This window comes from Sphingomonas sp. F9_3S_D5_B_2 (assembly GCF_054263715.1).
Genome location: NZ_JBSZFB010000001.1, coordinates 1,027,678 through 1,046,019, shown reverse-complemented (window position 1 = coordinate 1,046,019; position 18,342 = coordinate 1,027,678). Strand labels below are relative to the sequence as shown.

Below are 18,342 nucleotides of genomic sequence, written 5' to 3'. Positions count from 1 at the left end.
GGGTTCGATGTTCGGTTTGCTCAAACGGGAGCGCTCTGCCGCGAAAGGACCCAAGGGCCGCCGTGCGTACGTGATCGGCGACATCCACGGGCGGCTCGACCTCCTCGAGCAGCTGCTTGCCGAAATCGAGCGTGACATTGACCTGTCGCGCCCGGGGAAGACGCTTCTCGTGTTCCTCGGCGATCTGATCGACAGGGGGCCGCATTCCGCGCAAGTGATCGAGCGGCTTCGGACCTACCGTCGTGAGGGGGTCCAGACAGTGTTCCTCCTCGGCAACCACGAGGAGGTGCTGCTTCGCATTCTCGATGGTGACGCGCCGCTGATCGCGAAGTGGCGGTCCTTCGGCGGCGCCGAGTGCCTGGCGAGCTACGGTGTCAACCCAGCAACGATGGCCAGGCTGGACGACAATGAAGCACTTGCGGAGGTCCGCAGAGCGATCCCGGCGCAGCACATCGCCTTCCTGCGCAAGTTCGCCGACACCTGCCGCTTCGGAGACTACCTCTTCGTGCACGCCGGCATTCGTCCGGGTGTAGAACTCGACCGGCAGAAGCAGTCGGACCTGCGCTGGATTCGTGACCCGTTCCTCGGCGATGACGCCGACCACGGCTTTGTCGTCGTCCATGGTCATACGATCAGCAACGGGGTGGAGGATCGTCCGAACCGGATCGGCATCGACACCGGCGCCTACAGGACCGGCGTGCTGACCGCGCTCGTCATCGATGGAGAGCAGCGCCGCTTCCTGACCACCGGCCCTGCCGGCGCCGGCCGAGCCTCGGCAACGCATTGATTCACGCCGCTTTGGCGGGTAGTCACTACGGCTCATCCAGACGGGGGAACGTCACCGTTTTTTTGCGAGGTGGCTTCGTGCCTTCTGACCTGAGATTCCAGTTCCCGGCTCTGCGGATCATTGCGGCGGCAACGCTGTTGTTATCGCTGGGCGCCTGCGCCGATCGAGCGGGTGGGCCGATTGCCTACGCACCGCTTGCGGCGCCCGACGCTCCTTCGGTCGAAGGTGTCGGATCCGACTACAAGATCGCGCCGCTCGATACGGTTAGCGTGAAGGTGTTCAAGGCGGACGACCTCACCGGCGACTACCAGGTCGATCTGACCGGTCACATCTCGCTCCCGCTGGTCGGAGAGGTCGAGGCTGCCAACCTCACCACGGCCCAGCTCGATGATAAGCTCACCGAGAAGCTTGGCCAGAAGTATTTCGAGCATCCCGACGTCAGCGTTGGTCTCAAGGCATCGACGGCCCGGGCGGTCACAGTCGACGGTGCCGTCGCCAAGGCGGGCACGTTCCCGATCCTTGGCCGCACGTCGCTCATGCAGGCAGTTGCTCTTGCCGGCGGCACGACCGAAGACGCAAACACCCACCGCATCGCGATCTTCAGGACGATCAATGGCCAGCGCCAGGCGGCCGCGTTCGACCTGACTGCAATTCGTCACGGCCAGTCGACCGACCCGCAGGTCTATCCGGGAGACATCGTCGTAGTCGACGGCTCGTCAATCAAGCAGGGGTTCAAGCGGGTCATGCAGACCTTCCCCTTCTTCTCGATTTTCCGGCCCTTCTAGAGCCGCCGGCCAACGCTCGGAGACGTACGTCGTGAACAACAGCATCGCAGTGCCGAGCCAGGGCCAATGGCCACTGGGCCATTATAGGCCCGATCAAGCGACGAAGCTGCAACCGGGTCACCGCACCTATTCGGCTGCCCAGATCCTCGACTTTGCGGCCGTCGTCCGCATCATGCAGCACTGGCGCTGGCTGATTCTCGCCGCGATAGCGATTGGGCTTGCGGGCGCGATCATCATCACCTTGCTGACTGATCCCGTATATCGCGCCTCCGTCACCCTGGAGGCGAACCCCCCGACGGTGGCGATTTCCGACGAGCAATCCAAGGAACGTCAGGACACGACCCAGAACCCGTACGACTTCGTCGCGACGCAGGTGGGCCTCGTCTCCAGCAAGACGGTTGCTCAGAGGACCGCGCAGGAGCTGAACCTCGGCAACAATCCCGAGTTCATCCCGCAGACCGGCGACGCCTCCAGTCGGCTGAAGGCGGCAACGGCCAAGGTCCAGGGGGGCCTGAAAGTGGTGCCGCCGGTTGACGGCAGCCTCATCAAGTTCAGCTATGACTCGACGTCCCCGCAGCTTGCCGCGCTTGTGGCGAACGGCGTCGCGGACAGTTTCATCAACTCGACACTTCAGCGCCGCTACGAAGCGTCGGCTTACGCCCGCAACTTCCTCCAGCGGCAGATCGCGAAGACGAGGGGCGACCTAGAGCGGTCGGAACGGTCGCTCGTCGCTTATGCCCAGCGCGAGGGCATCATCTCGAGCGGCACAGGCGCGGACGGCAAGCCGGCGAGCGGTGACACGAACTCCCTGCAGGGCGAGTCCCTGATGTCGTTGAACAAGGCACTTGCGGACGCGACGGCTCGGCGGGTTGCGGCGGAGGGTGCCTATCGCGGTGCGCTTGCCACGGGACCGACGAGCGATGTTACCGCAAGCACTCAGGCGCTTCGTCAGCAGCGGGCCGCGCTCGCCGCGGATTATGAGCAGAAGCGCACGTTCATGAAGCCGGACCATCCGGAAATGCAGAGCTTGAAGGCGCAGATGGATGAACTCGACCGGCAGATCGCGGGCGAGAGCTCGCAGATGGCTGCTGGCCGAAACAACACGCTGCTTCAGGACTATCGTGCGTCTCTGGCTGCCGAGCGCGCACTTCAGTCGCGGGTCATGAGCCTGAAGGGCGACGTGCTGAACCTGCGTGGCCGGAGCATCCAGTACAACATCCTCCAGCGTGAGGTGGATACCAACCGCAGCCTGTATGATGCACTACTTCAGCGGTACAAGGAAATCGGCGTGGCCGGCGGAGTCGGCGTCGCTCCGGTCTCGATCGTCGACCATGCGGATACGCCGGCGTCCCCATACAAGCCGAACCTGCTGCTCAATCTACTGCTCGGCATCGCCGGCGGCGTGATCGTTGGATTGGCTGGCGCGATCGGCCTCGAGTTCCTCAACGACACGATCAAGACGCGGGAAGATGTACGCAGCAAGCTGGGCCTTCCCTGCTTCGGGACGGTGCCTAAAACCGGCGCCAAGGACTCGTTCGTCGACGACCTGAAGAACCCGGCCTCGATGGTTTCGGAAGCCTATTCCGCGATCGTCACCGCTCTCCGGTTCAGCACCGAGTCAGGGACACCCAAGCTGCTCCTCGTGACGAGCACGCAGCCCGGCGAGGGCAAGTCATCCACGGCGCTGGCGCTGGCACAGAACTTCGCGCGGCGGGACAAATCGGTGCTGCTGATCGACAGCGACCTCCGCAAGCCTGCGTTCCGCGCTGCATCCGATTCCATCGGCCTCACCAAGCTCCTGACCAACGAGGAGAAGATCGCCGGTCACGTCACCGCCACCCAGCACCGCAACCTGTGGCTGCTGGCGAGTGGGCCTATTCCGCCGAGTCCTGCCGATCTGCTCTCGACCGGGCGGATCCGGACCATCCTCGCCGAGGCCGCGGAGCGGTTCGACATCGTGGTCATCGACGCCCCGCCGACGCTTGGCCTCGCCGATGCGCCGCTGCTCGCTTCGGCTGCCAACTACGTCATGTTCGTTGTGCAGAGCGGCCGGACCCGGACCCGCGCGGCCATCGAGGCGCTCAACCGCATCGAAGCGACGGGAGCGAACGTGCTCGGGGTGACGCTCACCAAAGCGACCAGTGCTCTTGGCGGCTACGGCAAGAGCCAGGCTTATGGCTACGGCTATGGCTACGGAAAGCTGGACAAGAACCGCACCGAAATTCCGCTGATCCCGCAGTCGGCGGATCGCTGATGAGCGCGGGGGTAGGGGGCTGCCACTGATCGGCCGGGCAGTCGTCGCGGTTGCGGCCGCGCTCCTGATCGCGGTTGTGGTCGTGCGGAATGCGTTCGTCGCGCAATATGCCGAAACACGCCCTCAGCGGGCTCTTGCTGCCTGGCACAGCAATCCGCGGGCGGAGCTGTGGGCCAGCCTCACACAGATCGCAGCGGCAACTCGCGCTCAGCAGCAAGTCAGGCCCGATGTGCTCGAGGATGTCAGGGATGCAGCCCGCAAGGCGCCGCTTGCTGCCGAGCCCTTCCTCGTCCGCGGCGTGCAGGCGCGTGTCGCCGGGGACGAGAGCCTCGCGGCGAGGGCATTCCTCGCGGCCGAGTTGCGCGACGGCCGCTCGGTGCCTGCGCGCTACTTCCTGGCCGATCATTATCTGAGGACCGGTGATGCGCCGCGTGGTCTGCGTGAAGTTGCGGTGCTTGCACGCATGATTCCGGACGGGATTGCGGCCTTGTCACCCTACGTCGCCACTTATGCCCGCGAATCCCGGAACTTGCCCGAACTCCACGCCCTTTTCCGGTCCGATCCGCAGATCGAGGACGCCACTCTGGGTGTCCTCGCGACGGACCCCGCCAATAGCGACTTGATCCTTCAACTCGCCACGCCGCGGCGGACGGGCCAGGCTAGGCCGTGGGCTGACCGCCTGCTGCTGGCACTCGTCAAGTCCGGCGACTACGCCAAGGCCGCTGACGTCTGGACCAGTGTCGCCCAGGTGAAGCGCGCGCCGGGCGCCCTGATCTACGACACCGCGTTCAAGGATGCTGCAGCGCCCGCGCCCTTCAACTGGACACTCACCGCCTCTGCCGCGGGCTTGGCGGAGCGGCAGGGCGGCGGCAGGCTCCACGTCCTCTATTACGCCCAGGAAGATGGCGTCCTCGCCACCCAACTGTTGCGGCTGGCCCCGGGGAAATACCGCATTGCGATGCAGGTCTCCGGCCAAGCCGGAGGAACGCTTGGCTGGACCGTGACCTGTGCGAACGCGCAGACGCCGCTTCTCGGCGTTCGCCTCGCACCCAGAATTAACTCCTCGTTCGAGGTGCCAGCAGGCTGTACCGCGCAGTGGCTGCAACTTGCCGGGACTGCACCGGAGCTTCCCCAGAGCGTCGACGTGACGATCAGTGGCCTTCGCCTGACTCGGGAGCAGCCGGGTGGGTAGGCGCTGGGGCGAGGCGGGGGCGCCGATCTATCTCTTCCTCTGCCTCATCCTCGGCGGCAGCGCCCAGGGCGTGTTCGCCAACATGCTGCTGCAGTTGCTCGGCCTGGGGCTCCTCGCTTGGGCTGTCATCGCGCCGAGCGCCGAACCGCCGTCGGCGCGGGAGCGGCAGCTTTCGATCGTCATCCTGCTGGCGCTGGCACTCGTCGCGATTCAGCTCTTTCCACTCCCTGCCTCGCTCTGGCCGCACCTCGGAGGCCGGGCAGCCCTCGCGGCGGGCTATGGCGTTTTTGGCTTGCCGGTGCCGTCCATGCCGATTTCCGTCGCGCCCTACGACAGCATCGCGACCCTGCTAACCGTCATCCCGCCGCTCGCGCTATTGTTGGTGGTAGTGCGGATTGGAACGCGGCCGCTGTGGCTCGTTGCAGCGTTGCTCGCGGGGCTGTTCGCCGGAATCCTCCTCGGCGTCCTCCAGGTTAGCAGCCCATCGGCGTCGCAGTCGCCCTGGTATCTCTATCCGGAAACCAACGTCGGTGTAGCAACGGGCTTCTTCGCCAACGCCAACCACATGGCAACTTTGCTGGTCATCTCAATCCCGTTCCTGGCCGCGCTGATTGCGTCGGCACGCGAACGACGCAGCAGCCTGCAGCATTATTCAGGCGTGATCGCGCTGGTCGGCGCTGCGGCCCTAGTGGTCGTGGTCGGATTGGCGCTTAACGGCTCGCTTGCGGGCTACGGGCTTGCCATTCCAGTGGTACTCGCAAGTCTTGTCCTGTTGCTCCCACGGGGCTCACGAGCGCGGCCCTGGGTTTGGGCGGGCACGGGCGCACTTCTCGCGATCGCCGTCGCTGGATTGGTCCTGATGCCGATCGGCGGAAGCGTTCTCCGCAACGAGGCGACGACGTCGGTCACTTCCCGGCAGCAGATCCTCTCCACTTCACTCGCTGCGACCCGGGCGTTCATGCCGCTGGGCTCGGGGATCGGCACCTTTGCACGCGTCTATTCCCTGCACGAAGACCACGATCAGCTCGACCCCACCACCTCGATCAATCACGCGCACAACGACTATGTCGAGCTCGCGCTCGAAACTGGGCTGCCAGGTGTACTGCTGATTGCTCTGTTCTTGCTGTGGTGGGCACGGGCGACGCTTGGAACCTGGACCGCGCAGCATCCGGGGCCATTTGCGCGAGCCGCGGGGATCGCGTCTGCCGCCATCCTCGTTCACAGCATCGTCGATTTCCCGCTGCGCACTGCCGCTATCAGCAGTTGCTTTGCGATGTGCCTCGGACTGCTGATTCTGCGACGGACCTCAGAGCAGCAGCCGGAGCCACCGGAGCTCAGGCCGACCCGGCATGTCGTCATCGAGTAACCCGCCCGTCAGACGGCATTCTACCCGATGAGCTACGCAACTCGGGGCCATGCCATCGTGCACTTCGGCGAGCAGGGCATGCTATCCTGGTACAAGGCCAAGATGTTCATCGAACATGCGTCGGTGATCAGCAGCGACGCCTTGCACGTTCTCGCCGGGGTCGGCCTCTGGCTGGTCGCGGCAATGCTTCTGCGGAGGCGGCTCACGGACTGGCTGCCACTGATCGTGGTGCTTGCGGCGATCCTGTTCAATGAAGCCGTGGATCTCTGGATGGAGCAGTGGCCGAACGCGGCAGAGCAATATGGTGAGTCGGCGAAGGATTTGCTGCTGACGATGGTTGTTCCGGCCGTGTTGATGCTTGCAGCGCGAACTCGCCCAGAGCTTTTTGCGATGTCAGCTAGCGGATCGCGTCGCGGAGCTGGCGGACGACCTCGCCGGCCTTGAAGCCGATGCCATTCTTGAGCAGCAGCTGAGTCCAGTGAATGCGCCAGGTGCCGAGTGTCCGCTCGGTGGGCTCGGTGCTCTGCGCCAATTGCTGCAAGGCTGCATCCGCGAGGCGCTGCGTAGAGCGATCGATGGTGAAGCCAGACAACGCTGTCCCAAGGAGGTGGTGCGCAATCAGGAGCGCCTGACCCACCGCACGTCCGGCTCCGAGTTCCTGCGCTCGCTGGCGGAGCCGCTCGATGTCACCAACGGACCGACCCGCAATCATGCCCGCGAGATCGCTGATCCACTTCAATCGAAACCAGGCGCTGGAGGCGCCATGGACGCAAAGGTAGGCGAACAGCTCCTCGTCCGCGAGCGTCGGCAGCAAGGTTTGTCCGCCGATTTCGACTTTTTGGGATGGAGAGTGGACGGACAAGCTCGGGATCAAGGCCAGGTTGTCGGCGAGCCGCGTGTGAAGCTCGATATGCAGGCCGTCGGGCCGGCTCCAAACCGACTCCTTGGATCGGCGATGCCACCCATCCAGCTCGGCGAGCGTCTCCGGCACGGTAGGGGAGAAACCTCTCGCCTTCAGGATCTCTGCTGCAGCAGCCAGTTCCGCCGGATCGATCAGGATGTCGATATCCCAGGCCATCTTCAGCATCGGCGAACGGTAGGCGAGCGCCGCGACGCTGAGGCCCTTGATGAACAGGATGGCGATCCTCGCTCGCTCAAACGCGTGATTCAACTGAGCGCATTCGTGATGCACAGCCAGATTGGTGGCGGCGATCACACGCGCGTCCGCCGAAAGCGCGGCTGAAACATCGGAGGGGAGGGCTACCGAGTTCGCGGAAAGTGCGTTCCACGCGAGGCCCTGCGAGCGGTGAAAGCGGGCTATCTCCACGAACCTGGGCCAGTCGACGTCAGCCGGAACGTCAAATGCTCCGGGTTCAGAGCCCGCGAAATTCCATTGGCAGCAGCGCGAGAGCAGCGACAATTCCGCGCCTACGGCCGCAGCCATACTCACGGAGCATTCCGTGCTTCGACGTATTTGATGAACCGTGCAGTGAGCAGTGCGCGCGGCACAGTGAACTCGCGCGCGGCAATGTCCGCGTTCCGGGTCGGGGTTTGTTCCGGCCAGTCCTCCAGTGCCGAGCGAAGCCGGGGAATGTCGAGCATGCCTCGCAGGCGTGCGTCGTTCTGCAGCTTGTCCAATTCGGCAAGGAGGTCGTCGCGGCGCCGGCCGATACGCAAGTGCCAGTCGGAATCCCAGCGGCCGTTGAGGCGATTGGCGCGCTGCTCTTCGGGCATGATGCCCCTGGCAAGTTCCTTTGCCAGCCAGCGCATCACTCCGTCACGCATGAAAATCCTGGTTGGCAAGCTCCAGCAATATTCAACCAACGGTCGATAGGCGAGCGGGTCGCGCTGCGCGATGCCGTACATCTGTTCGAACCCCTGGTAGATCTCCGCGCTCTCGCCGTCGTCGTTCTGGAGCAGCAGTCGCCGCGCGTCGCGGGCGTTCCATGGCTGATACCGCTCAAACACGAGCCCGGATTCGGCGAGGCGCTGGTCCGCGCCGGAGTTGGCCCGATATTCGCGGGTGAGCGGCTGCATCAATTCCAGCATGGACGCCTCGCCCGGCAGCACCGCATCCCTCACACGGCGCCAAAGCCGATGTGGCAGTAGGGGCAGGACGCATTGCGCACCGAACCGCCACATCAATGATCTGCTCTGGATCGGAAACCTGCGCAGGGCGAGCCAGAGCTGGCGCCATCGGCCTTTCAGAAGATATTCGACGAACCCCCAGTAACCCTTGTCGCTAAATGCATTGTTGCCCCAGTCCGAGACGAGCAGGAGGTCACACCCACGCTTTGCGGCGCCGGCGAACAGGCCATGGAACACGTATAGGTTGCACAGCCCCGACGGGGCGCCACCCATCAGGTGGAAAAAGTCATTCCAGCGATGATCGTGCCCGTACCCCTCGTTTGCTGTGAAGTGCGGCTCGATCCTGGGGTGCATCGCGGCGAAGGCTTCGACGATAGGCCGTTCGTCGCCAATCGTTCCCTCTTGGACCCGGTTGTCGAAGCCTTCTTCCGGGCAGAAGGTGAAGGTCGGGAGCGTCTGATCGGCGGGCAGGGCAGCAAGCGCGCGAACGGCCACCTGACTGGAGTCGAGGCCGCCCGACAGGGTCGCCCCCGGCTGGCGAAATCCGACCAGACATGCGCGAACGGCCTCGTCGAGCAGTTCGCCTACGCGGCGAAGCGCCTGCGCGTCGTCAACGTTGATCGTCGAGATCGACTGCGCGTCGTAGTAACGGACGAGGCGTCGCTCGGCGCCACGATGAAGCTCCACCACGCTTCCTAGCGGCACGCGCGAGATCTGCTCGAACCAGCTCGCTTCCTGGTCGGAGAAATTGATCATCGCACTGTCGGCGACGCGAGCTTCGTTGAGCGTCTGGGTCAATCCCGCTGCGAAGAAGGTGCGTGGTACGGAGCCGGCCAACACGCGAGCCGCGTCGAACGAGTAGTAGAGCGGCGGAGCACGGAAAGGGCTTCGAGACAGTCGCAGGTGAGCGGCATCGGGCTGGACGACGAGCGCGCAATATTCGCCAATTACACGGAGGTCGGTTTCGTCGCCCCATGCTTCGACTGCCAGCGCGTACAGACGCGACAGATCGTTCGCGCTGGCGCCTAGCTCGGCTGCAACTTGCGCTGCATTGTCGAAATAGCCGTGGAAGACGGAAATTGCGCCGCTTGGCAGGATGGCGGGCCGCCAGGCCTTCGACCGCGCTGCAGTTGAGCGGAGCGGGCGGTAGGCGAACTGAAGATTGCCGATCTCGGCGATGCCTGCGTGTCCGCCAATCCCGGCGCAGAGGGAGGCGCCTAGCCTGAGCGCGAGTCCTCGGGAGGTCGAGCGCGCATCACCGGCCCACGCCCACGCGAAAGCCAGCATAGCAGCTTAGTGGTTCAAGTTGCTGAGAAGTTTACGCAAACGATGGTGTTGTTTTGCAGTTCTGGGCGGCAAAGGCCGGATCAGGTCTTCGCGCCGCCACCCTGGGCGCCAGCGCCCTGAGCTGCCGCGACATCCTTGATTTCGCCGAGACGCCGGAGTTCGGGCTTGGTCCACTCCTTAAGCGTAACCGTTTCCTTCGTCATCCCGAGCTCCCTACGCAAGCAGCGGCGCGCAGAGCGCCGCTCACAGCTGTAATGCGCAACTGGAGGTTAATTTGCAAGGCTGCAACCGCACTAAGCCTGTTTTTGACGCGGCTGAACCGAACTGTCGCCGAGCCGCAACGTTTCCACCCACGGTCCGGGCAAATCACCAAGAATCCTGACGCCGGCCAGGTCCACCCAGGCGTGCAGATCGTGGCTCGAGCCGCGATAATCAGAAGGCCGGACAGCGAAGACGACCGTGTGGCCGATAGCCTCGCGCCGTAATCTCCAACTGAGCGCCATCGCGCGCGGCAGGCACTTGGTTGGGAATGGCAATCGTTTCGCCGCCCACTCCACATCCGCCGCGAGCCGGCGGGCTCGGGCCAAATCTTCTTCGGAGAGCGGTTCAGCGTCAGCCCAGCCGAGCGAACGGCGCCAGCGGTGGAACGGTTGTGCCGACACCATTAGGCGCGCCCGACAAAGTGCGGCCATCGCGATCGCGGTGCGGAAACGCGACTGCCAGGGACTAGGTGGACGCAAGTAGACCAGCGCTCCTGAGCTGCTCGAGGAACTCGTCCACCTCCCCGGCAATCTCCTCCTGACTGGTTTGGTAATGGCCTGCGAGATCCAATATCAGCTTAGCTCGATCGCGCGATCCATCGATCAGGCGCCACGCAGCTGCAGCGGTCCCGGCCAGCGAAAAGAACTCGCCATTGTCGATCCTCATGACGACGATCTCCTGGTCGATGTCGGTTTCGGTGAAGCGGTCAGCCTGCTTCTGGATGGTGCTCATTTCATCGGACTTCACTGTCTGTTGCCGCCTTTGTGACGTGCTCCGCAGCCAGCGCAACGCCCGCCGCGAAACGGGTAGCATCGCGTGGCCTCGCGAACCGCGCCATCCTGATCTGCCTGGCCAAGCGGGCAAGGTGCGCAAATTGCTCTGTGCGATCGAATTGCCGTGCTCCCGCGAACAGGTGCGCGGTCTGGTGATCGTCCTGGATACGGACGAAACGCTCCGCCCCCACAATTGCCGTGAGTTCGGCCGTTGGCGCCTCTTCGAGGAAGATCAGCTCTCCGAGGGGAAGGGGAACGCCCACGTCCCCAGCATTCGGCAGTGCGTAGAATTTGTCGACCGTTTCCGAGACTTTCTCCTGCGGGCTCGCTCCGGTCAGCTGTAGCGCATCGGCTCGCAGTTTCAGCCGCTTGTGGCCTGGCAGGCACATGATGCGGTTCGGATCCGAAAGGTCGAGAACGAGCGTGTCGTCGCAAAACATCGGCAGATCATGGGCCGCCAGAGCGGCGACCAGCGTCGACTTGCCTGCGCCCGCAGGGCCGGTGAAAGCCGTCACGACGCCTCCGCACGCAACCGCTGATGCGTGGATCGGCAGCAGCCCGTTCATGCTGGCAATCGCAGAATAGACGCTGCCGTTCAGCCAGAGGGATTCTTCACTGACGTCGCTGCCCTCACCGCGCTCGACGGTAATGCCGTGGCCCTTGCGATACAGGAAGTAATGCTCGCCGGGCGTGCGGAGCAGGAAGCGATCTTCCTGCATGTGCCAACGCATCTCGTCCAGTGCGTCGCCGAACAGGCTGTGCGGCACCGTGCCGTAGGAGACCTTGGTTTCGCCATCCATGAGTAATTGCGAGGGAAGTTCCGACACCGGGTCGGCGCTCCCAGCCCCGCGCGGTGATACGATGGTCAAGTCTTCCTCGCGCGCTGTGGCCAACAGTTGAACTCGACGAGCTGCATCGATCACTCAGTAGACGCTGGCGGGACGATTGGTGAGCCCAGCTGGATTCGAACCAGCGACCTACTGATTAAAAGTCACTAGGCAATTAGGGAATTGAACCGCAGAAAGCTAGGATTTTCGCCATTCTCGTTAACGTCTTGGGGGACTGCAGGGGCGTTAGTGTGCGTATTGCGGATTGGAAAGTCGCACACTAGTCGCACACTAAAGCGCATTTCCGACGCGCCAGATCAGAACCTTGGCTCAGTTCGATAGGTTCTTCTGCCAACTGAGTTTTCTGCACACGCGATGGACGTTTCCGGACCAATCCTTGAAAGCATTGAAATCCACACGTAATGCGCGCGTTCGGTGGGCCGTTAGCTCAGTCGGTAGAGCAACTGACTTTCGGCGGAAGCCCAAGCAGGAAACTGCTTGGTGAACAGGTGTCAAATTCGGGGAACCCTTCCGCGTCGCGGCGATGGCAATCCCGAGCCAAGCCAGAGGAAACTCTGGAAGGTGTAGAGACTTGATGGCACCCGCCTAAACCAGCGCAAGCTGGCATGGTGAAGGGAAAGTCCAGACTCCAAACGCCCATTTGGGCGGCGGTGAAAACCGTGGTGGGTATGTAATCAGTAGGTCGCTGGTTCGAATCCAGCACGGCTCACCAGTCCCACGCGGCAGCATTGAGCCGCCCTGTAATGCGGAGAGGCTTGGAATGGACTTCCAGATCAAATCCATCCCGGAAAGCGCTTTCGAGGATCTGGTCGAGGAAATCAGAAAGTTTCAGGACAGCCTCTCCAAGGAAACGGAATTGGGCGTCGTAGCGAATGGCGGCGAACGCACGATCCACGTCGAAAGTTTTCGGATGGCCGGACAGATGGTCGTGTTCGAAGGCGTGGACGGCGAGGGCAGGGCGGCGCGTATCATCCAGCACTACACACAGGTCAGCGTGCAGATGATCGCAGTCAACAAATTGCAGTCGGAAGCCAAGCGGATCGGTTTCTGATAGGCTTCCAACTCAGTACGGCCCACTGTCATATATCCGGTCGTCACGGCACATCCCCGACGGCGCAGTCCAAGTTCCCCATATCGTCGATCAATTGCGTGAAGACAGCCCGGGTAGGTCGTTGGGAGTAAGGCCGACATCGAGACTGAGCGTCGTGCGCGCGCCGTCGATGTATGCCTCTCGGTTAAGATCACGCCAACGCTTTTGCCGCATATGCCGAATGGCTTGCTCGGCGAGAGTTGTGCCGCCAGCGGCGATGTATGCGGCATTCAACGCGGTCTCGACCGCAGATCGCGCGATGCCAAAACCATCGCGAATAGCCATGTCTGGTGTCCGCGTAAGCGCTATGACGCTGTGCAACGATACGACCGTCGCTTGGGCCATCAGTAATGGAATTCTGATCGTGGGTTGGTCCTTGTCATCATCAAGGACGTTCAATTCGTCGATCAACGCGTCCAGCGCTCGCGTTTGGTCATGGAGAAGGGTTAGTCCCCTCTGATGCAGTTCACTGAATTGCTTGGCTCGATCCGCTGAACTCATTGCGCCACTAGTGTGCGACTTTTGCTTTGCAGAAAAGTGCGGAAATCCGCACATCTTTCGCACACTGACTCACAAAAGAGAGTCGCGTGGTCACTAAGTCATTGAAAACCAATGAGTTAATGAAAGCTTTAAAAGTCAGTTGCTCTACCAACTGAGCTATGGGCCCACCTGCCGCGGCGGTTACCCGCGTGGCGCTCGGCGGGCAAGGCGCTCGGCAAGATGCCGTGCACTGAGGGCGCCGCGGACGCGCCAGCCCGGAGCGATTGCGGCGAGCGGGTCGAGCACGAAGCTGCGCTCCTCGATGCGGGGATGCGGCACCGTCAGGGTTCGCGAGCTGAAGCGGCCGCCGCTCCACAGGACGAGGTCGAGGTCGAGGACGCGCGGTCCCCAGCGGCGCCCAGGCCGGCGACCGAACTCTCGCTCCATGGCCTTCAGCCGGCGGAGCATCGGCAGGGGCTCAAGGCTGCTTTCGACGAGCGCAACCGCGTTGGCGAACTCGCGGCCGGCCCGACCGTGTGCTGCGTTGAGCATGATCGGCGAGGAAACGAACAGCCCGAAATCGTCATCCAGGCGTGCAATCGCTGCGGCAACGACGCCGGCGGGCCTGCCGAACCGGCCGTGGGGCCGGTTGGACCCGATTGCGATGGCGTAGAGGTGCGTTGCTTGTGCCACGGCTGCTCGCCTAGGTCAGTGCAATGACGTTCGCCACCCCAGCCGAGCTGTCGCCCGTTCCAGAGGCGGAGGCGCCGCGCGACTGCCCGTTGTGCCCGCGGCTCGTTCGCTTCCGGGAGGAGTGCCGGACCGAGTTCCCGATGTGGTGGAACGCACCAGTGCCGGCCTTCGGTGACCGCGGTGCGTGGCTGGCGATCGTTGGCCTGGCCCCAGGAAAGCACGGCGCGAACCGAACGGGACGGCCATTCACCGGCGATTACGCGGGCGACCTGCTCTACGCCACGCTTCTCAAGTTTGGGCTGGCTGAAGGCACCTATGCTGCCGATCCGGCCGACGGGCTGCGGCTGAAGGGCGCGATCATCCTGAACGCGGTCAAATGCCTGCCTCCGGCCAACAAGCCGGAGCCCGCCGAGATCAGGACTTGCCGGAATTACTTCGAAGCCGCGCTTGCGGTGCTGCCTACGACCCAGGTGCTGATTGCGCTCGGGCAGATCGCCCACGTCGCTGCTGCCCGTGCGCTTGGCCTTCCACCCTCATCGACCAAATTCGGTCATGGCGCGGAAGCTGTAGCGCCCGGCGGACGAGTCCTGCTCTCCAGCTATCATTGCTCACGATACAACCAGAACACCGGCCGATTGGACGATGCGATGTTCGAAAGCGTGTTCGAGCGGGCATTGGAACTGAGGTCGGCCGCTTAGATCACCAGCGACGAATGCCGGTCTTTGGCTATACGTCCTCGACGAGGCGGCCGTATAGCTCGGGCCGGCGGTCGCGGAAGAAGCCGAACGCAGCCCGGTGCTTCTTCGCCTGTGCGAGGTCGAGCGTGGCAACGAGAACGCCCGTGTCGTTGGCGCCGAACTCCGCGAGGATGTCGCCCCGCTCGTCGCAGATGAAGCTGTGGCCGTAGAAGCGCTGGCCGTGCTCGGTGCCGATGCGGTTGGCGGCGACAACGGGTACGACGTTCGACACCGCATGGCCGATCATCGCCCGCCGCCAAAGTCGTGATGTGTCGAGGTCGGGGTCGTGTGGCTCGGTGCCGATCGCTGTCGGATAGAAGAGTATTTCGGCGCCCATCAGCATCATCGCGCGCGCGGTCTCCGGGTACCACTGGTCCCAGCAAACGCCGACACCCAGCGTTGACCGCTCCGGACCCTGCCAGACCTTGAAACCCGTGTTACCAGGCCGGAAGTAGAACTTCTCCTCGTAGCCCGGTCCGTCAGGGATGTGGCTCTTCCGGTAGACGCCGGCGATCTTTCCGTCCGGACCGATCATCGCGAGGGAGTTGTAGTGGTGTGGTCCGTCCAGCTCGAAGAAGCTCGTCGGGATCGCGATCTTCAGCTCGTCGGCGAGCTTCTGCATCGCCAGCACGGATGGATGCTCGGCCGTCGGCTTGGCTGTCGCGAAGAGGCTCTCGTCCTCGACCCTGCAGAAGTACGGCCCTTCGAAGAGCTCCGGCGGCAGCACGACTTGCGCACCTTTGCCGGCGGCTTCTCGCACCAGCTCGGCCACGGAGCGGATGTTCGCGTCCGTGTCTTCGGTGAAGGCAAGCTGCAGTGCAGCGACGGTGAGCTCGGTCATTGAGGAACCTGTTGCGAGATGCAGTGGAAGCTTCCGCCGCCAGTCAGGATGTGGTCGGCGCGAAGGCCGATTGCAACGCGATCGGGAAAGAGCTCCTGAACGGCTGCGACGGCGGCGCTGTCGTTAGCGGCGCCGTACTGCGGCACCACCACGGCGGCGTTACCGATGTAGAAGTTCATGTAGCTTGCAGGGATGATGTCGCCTTCGTCGCTGAGGATGCGCCCGGGTGAGGGGAGCTCGACGACTTCAAGCTTCGCACCGAGCAGCCGCCGCCTTGCGTCGTCGTAAATCGCAGCGTTCGGGTCGTCGTCAGCGGGCGTGGGGATCGCCACCCGCCCTTCGGCAACAAACCGCGCTAGATTATCCACGTGGCCATCGGTGTGATCGTTCATGAGTCCGGAGCCGAGCCAGACCACCCGATTGAAGCCAAGTTCTTGCCCAAGCCGCTCCTCCACCTGAGTGCGTGTCAGGGCGTTCCGGTTCGGGTTGAGGAGGCACTGCTCCGTCGTCAGAACCGTGCCGGTGCCGTCGTGATCGATTGCGCCGCCCTCGAGCACCCAGTCCGCCATGGAGAAGGGCAGCCCCGCCTGGACGGCAAGCCGCTCGCCGATGTCCTCGTCGCCCTCCAGGTCGTACTTGCCGCCCCAGCCGTTGAAGCCGAAGCCCTGCGCCCGTTTGTCTTTGGCCGTCCCGAGGACGATCGGTCCGGTGTCGCGCAGCCAGATGTCTCCGAACTGCTCGACGATGACATCGGCGAAGGGAGCCAGACGCCGGGCGCTCTCGGCCGCCTCTTCATGTGCTGCGACAAGCCATACTTTCTCGCCGCTGCCGTCGGCATGCACTGCTTCGGCAAACGCAGCGACTTCGCGTTCCGCTTCCTTGAGGTCGGCGAGCCAGAGCGACGGGTCACTGGGAAAGCCGATCCAAACGGCTTCGTGCAGGGCCCATTCGGGAAGTGGGAGAGCTGTCATGCGGCATGCGCCTAATCGAGTGGGCCTGAGGTGGAAAGCCGCCGGTCGATCTGCCGTTCCGTTCGCGGCGTCCACTGCTAACAATAGGCACACACCGGGGAGAAGTTACATTGATGAGATATGTTCTTGCGTTTGGGTTGGTGGCTGCGGCGACGAGTGCCGATGCCACGGTGCGCTACGGGATCGACCTCAGCGCTCCCGAACATCACACCGGCCAGGTCACAGCAGTCTTCCCGGTAAGTTCAGGGCCATATCTGGACGTCAAGATGCCTGCCTGGCGGACCGGGCGCTACACGATCATGAACCTCGCCAACGGGGTGCGCTCCTTCAGCGCCGTCGATCCCCGGGGGCGACCGCTGCGCTGGGAGAAGACCGACAAGTCCACCTGGCGAATCTACCTGCAGCAGCCCGGTCCAGTGCAGATTTCGTACGAGCTCTACGCCAACGAGCTCCTGTCGCGCAGCCGGCACATCGACGACACCCACGCCTACCTCGATGCATCCGCCGTGTTCATGTACGCCGACCGTTACCGTGGCGAGGACGTGTCCGTCGCGCTCCAGGTCCCCAGCGGATGGGACAGTGTCTCGGGCATGGACTCGGCAGGCCGGAACCGCTTCGTCGCCAAGAACTGGGACACGCTGGTCGACTCTCCGATCGAGACTGGCATCCACCAGACCTATCACTTCAAGGAGGGGCAGCGGGACTACGACGTCGTGTTCTGGGGCGAGGGTAATTACGATGCGCCGAGCGCAGTCGCCGACCTGAAGAAGATCGTCGGGCAGGCGGGCACGATCTGGGGCGCTTACCCCTTCCGGCGCTATCTTTTCATCATCCACGCGCACGATGAGAACGGCGGCGGCGCCACCGAGCACCTGAATTCGACGGTGATGCAATTCCCGCGTTACATGTTCCACTCGCGGCGCGGCTATCTCGCGTTTCTGTCGACCGCTTCCCACGAGTTCATCCACACTTGGAACGTCAAGTCGTACCGGGGGGCTGGACTGGTGCCGTACGACTACGACAAGGAGAATTACTCCGACCTGCTATGGGTTGCGGAAGGGTCGACCAGCTACTTCGAGGATCAGCCGCTGCTGCAGACGGGGCTTATGAAGCCCCATGAGTATTTCGATGTGCTCGCCCAGACCATCGACCAGCACCGGCACACTCCCGGCGCGGCCGTGCAATCCGTCGCCGATGCCTCGTTCAACGAATGGATTTCGGTTTCGGGCGATCGTGCGAAGAACGCTTCGGTCGACATCTACACGCAAGGCTCGATCGTCTCGTGGATGCTCGACATCGCCTTGCTCCAGCAGACGCAGGGCAGGGTGTCCTATCGCGATGTCCACAAGGCGCTCTATCAGCGATTCCTGAGTGGCCGTGCGGGCTTCACGGACCGCGACATGCTCGACATTCTGCAGCAGTTGACCGGGACCTCATGGGAGCCCTGGTGGCGGCGCAGCGTCCAGGCGCCGGTGGCCGTCGACTTCGACGCACTGCTTGCACCGGTCGGGTTGAAGCTCGTCGACCCGGCGGGGAATGCGGCGTGGGCAGGCTGGACTGGCGACCAGGGCGAGGGCGGAATGCGATTGGCGACCGTCGAGAAGGGCAGCCCAGCCTGGAATGCGGGCTTCGTGCCGGATGACATCATCGTCGCACTGGACGGCCACCGCGCCGGCAAGGACAGGTTCGAGGCCGCGATTGACGAGCGTCGCGCGGGTGATACCGTCACCGTGACGTACTTCCGGCACGACAAACTGGCGCAGAAGACGATGAAGCTGGGGTCGACACCCGATGGGCCCCCGACGATCGTTCCGGTCGCCAGTCCCACGGCAGGGCAGAAGGCGCTTTTCCAACGCTGGCTGCAAATCCCGTACCCCGCTGCGAGTTAG

At 63.6% G+C, this 18,342-nt stretch carries 19 protein-coding genes; 9 read left to right on the top strand and 10 right to left on the bottom strand.

Features of this window, described 5'->3' with window-relative positions:
- The first annotated feature begins 7 nt into the window (after positions 1 to 7).
- The 6 genes from ACUXST_RS05120 (at position 8) to ACUXST_RS05095 (ending at position 6,828) form a co-directional block, all read left to right on the top strand.
- Positions 8 to 787 carry a metallophosphoesterase family protein gene (locus tag ACUXST_RS05120; protein WP_458388856.1) on the top strand — a complete coding sequence of 260 codons (780 nt, stop codon included), beginning with the start codon at positions 8 to 10 and terminating at the stop codon, positions 785 to 787.
- Between the two features lie 77 nt (positions 788 to 864).
- On the top strand, positions 865 to 1,572 hold the full coding sequence (locus tag ACUXST_RS05115; protein ID WP_458388855.1) for a polysaccharide biosynthesis/export family protein: 708 nt from the start codon (positions 865 to 867) through the stop codon (positions 1,570 to 1,572).
- A 31-nt stretch (positions 1,573 to 1,603) separates the two neighbouring features.
- Complete coding sequence (locus ACUXST_RS05110) at positions 1,604 to 3,826, top strand: GumC family protein (protein WP_458388854.1); 2,223 nt, start codon at positions 1,604 to 1,606, stop codon at positions 3,824 to 3,826.
- Between the two features lie 82 nt (positions 3,827 to 3,908).
- Positions 3,909 to 5,018 (top strand): hypothetical protein, encoded by a 1,110-nt coding sequence (locus ACUXST_RS05105; RefSeq protein ID WP_458388853.1) that lies wholly within the window; start codon positions 3,909 to 3,911, stop codon positions 5,016 to 5,018.
- Positions 5,011 to 6,384 (top strand): O-antigen ligase family protein, encoded by a 1,374-nt coding sequence (locus tag ACUXST_RS05100; protein ID WP_458388852.1) that lies wholly within the window; start codon positions 5,011 to 5,013, stop codon positions 6,382 to 6,384. The genes ACUXST_RS05105 and ACUXST_RS05100 overlap by 8 nt, the downstream gene beginning before the upstream one ends.
- A 27-nt stretch (positions 6,385 to 6,411) precedes the next feature.
- Entirely contained in the window at positions 6,412 to 6,828 is a 417-nt protein-coding gene (locus tag ACUXST_RS05095; protein ID WP_458388851.1) for a hypothetical protein, read from the top strand.
- Here the strand turns inward: ACUXST_RS05095 and ACUXST_RS05090 are convergent.
- The 6 genes from ACUXST_RS05090 to ACUXST_RS05065 all read right to left on the bottom strand — a co-directional run bounded on the left by ACUXST_RS05090 (position 6,782) and on the right by ACUXST_RS05065 (position 11,593).
- Positions 6,782 to 7,828 (bottom strand): nucleotidyltransferase domain-containing protein, encoded by a 1,047-nt coding sequence (locus tag ACUXST_RS05090; RefSeq protein ID WP_458389015.1) that lies wholly within the window; start codon positions 7,826 to 7,828, stop codon positions 6,782 to 6,784. The two genes, ACUXST_RS05095 and ACUXST_RS05090, sit on opposite strands and share 47 nt — an antisense overlap.
- Positions 7,829 to 7,830: 2 nt before the next feature.
- Positions 7,831 to 9,759, bottom strand: coding sequence for an asparagine synthase-related protein (locus ACUXST_RS05085; protein ID WP_458388850.1), 1,929 nt, complete (start codon positions 9,757 to 9,759; stop codon positions 7,831 to 7,833).
- Between the two features lie 80 nt (positions 9,760 to 9,839).
- Positions 9,840 to 9,962 carry a hypothetical protein gene (locus ACUXST_RS05080; protein WP_458388849.1) on the bottom strand — a complete coding sequence of 41 codons (123 nt, stop codon included), beginning with the start codon at positions 9,960 to 9,962 and terminating at the stop codon, positions 9,840 to 9,842.
- A gap of 90 nt (positions 9,963 to 10,052) precedes the next feature.
- The gene (locus ACUXST_RS05075; RefSeq protein WP_458388848.1) at positions 10,053 to 10,499 is read right to left on the bottom strand and encodes a lasso peptide biosynthesis B2 protein; all 447 of its coding nucleotides are present in this window, start codon (positions 10,497 to 10,499) and stop codon (positions 10,053 to 10,055) included.
- Positions 10,486 to 10,767, bottom strand: coding sequence for a PqqD family protein (locus tag ACUXST_RS05070; protein WP_458388847.1), 282 nt, complete (start codon positions 10,765 to 10,767; stop codon positions 10,486 to 10,488). The genes ACUXST_RS05075 and ACUXST_RS05070 overlap by 14 nt, the downstream gene beginning before the upstream one ends.
- On the bottom strand, positions 10,754 to 11,593 hold the full coding sequence (locus ACUXST_RS05065) for a hypothetical protein (RefSeq protein WP_458388846.1): 840 nt from the start codon (positions 11,591 to 11,593) through the stop codon (positions 10,754 to 10,756). The genes ACUXST_RS05070 and ACUXST_RS05065 overlap by 14 nt, the downstream gene beginning before the upstream one ends.
- A gap of 808 nt (positions 11,594 to 12,401) precedes the next feature.
- On the opposite strand from ACUXST_RS05065, the gene ACUXST_RS05060 reads away from it, so the two are divergent.
- The gene (locus tag ACUXST_RS05060; RefSeq protein ID WP_458388845.1) at positions 12,402 to 12,692 is read left to right on the top strand and encodes a hypothetical protein; all 291 of its coding nucleotides are present in this window, start codon (positions 12,402 to 12,404) and stop codon (positions 12,690 to 12,692) included.
- 90 nt (positions 12,693 to 12,782) lie between these two features.
- Here ACUXST_RS05060 and ACUXST_RS05055 read toward each other — a convergent pair whose 3' ends face one another.
- On the bottom strand, positions 12,783 to 13,232 hold the full coding sequence (locus ACUXST_RS05055) for a hypothetical protein (RefSeq protein ID WP_458388844.1): 450 nt from the start codon (positions 13,230 to 13,232) through the stop codon (positions 12,783 to 12,785).
- A 180-nt stretch (positions 13,233 to 13,412) separates the two neighbouring features.
- Complete coding sequence (gene folK, locus ACUXST_RS05050) at positions 13,413 to 13,904, bottom strand: 2-amino-4-hydroxy-6-hydroxymethyldihydropteridine diphosphokinase (RefSeq protein ID WP_458388843.1); 492 nt, start codon at positions 13,902 to 13,904, stop codon at positions 13,413 to 13,415.
- Between the two features lie 23 nt (positions 13,905 to 13,927).
- Here folK and ACUXST_RS05045 point away from each other — a divergent pair, with 23 nt between their 5' ends.
- The gene (locus tag ACUXST_RS05045; protein WP_458388842.1) at positions 13,928 to 14,602 is read left to right on the top strand and encodes a uracil-DNA glycosylase; all 675 of its coding nucleotides are present in this window, start codon (positions 13,928 to 13,930) and stop codon (positions 14,600 to 14,602) included.
- 28 nt (positions 14,603 to 14,630) lie between these two features.
- On the opposite strand, the gene aguB is transcribed toward ACUXST_RS05045, so the two are convergent.
- Together aguB and ACUXST_RS05035 are read right to left on the bottom strand one after the other, a co-directional pair.
- Complete coding sequence (gene aguB / locus ACUXST_RS05040) at positions 14,631 to 15,482, bottom strand: N-carbamoylputrescine amidase (protein ID WP_458388841.1); 852 nt, start codon at positions 15,480 to 15,482, stop codon at positions 14,631 to 14,633.
- Entirely contained in the window at positions 15,479 to 16,453 is a 975-nt protein-coding gene (locus ACUXST_RS05035; protein ID WP_458388840.1) for an agmatine deiminase family protein, read from the bottom strand. The genes aguB and ACUXST_RS05035 overlap by 4 nt, the downstream gene beginning before the upstream one ends.
- Before the next feature lie 113 nt (positions 16,454 to 16,566).
- Here ACUXST_RS05035 and ACUXST_RS05030 point away from each other — a divergent pair, with 113 nt between their 5' ends.
- The gene (locus ACUXST_RS05030) at positions 16,567 to 18,342 is read left to right on the top strand and encodes a M61 family metallopeptidase (RefSeq protein ID WP_458388839.1); all 1,776 of its coding nucleotides are present in this window, start codon (positions 16,567 to 16,569) and stop codon (positions 18,340 to 18,342) included.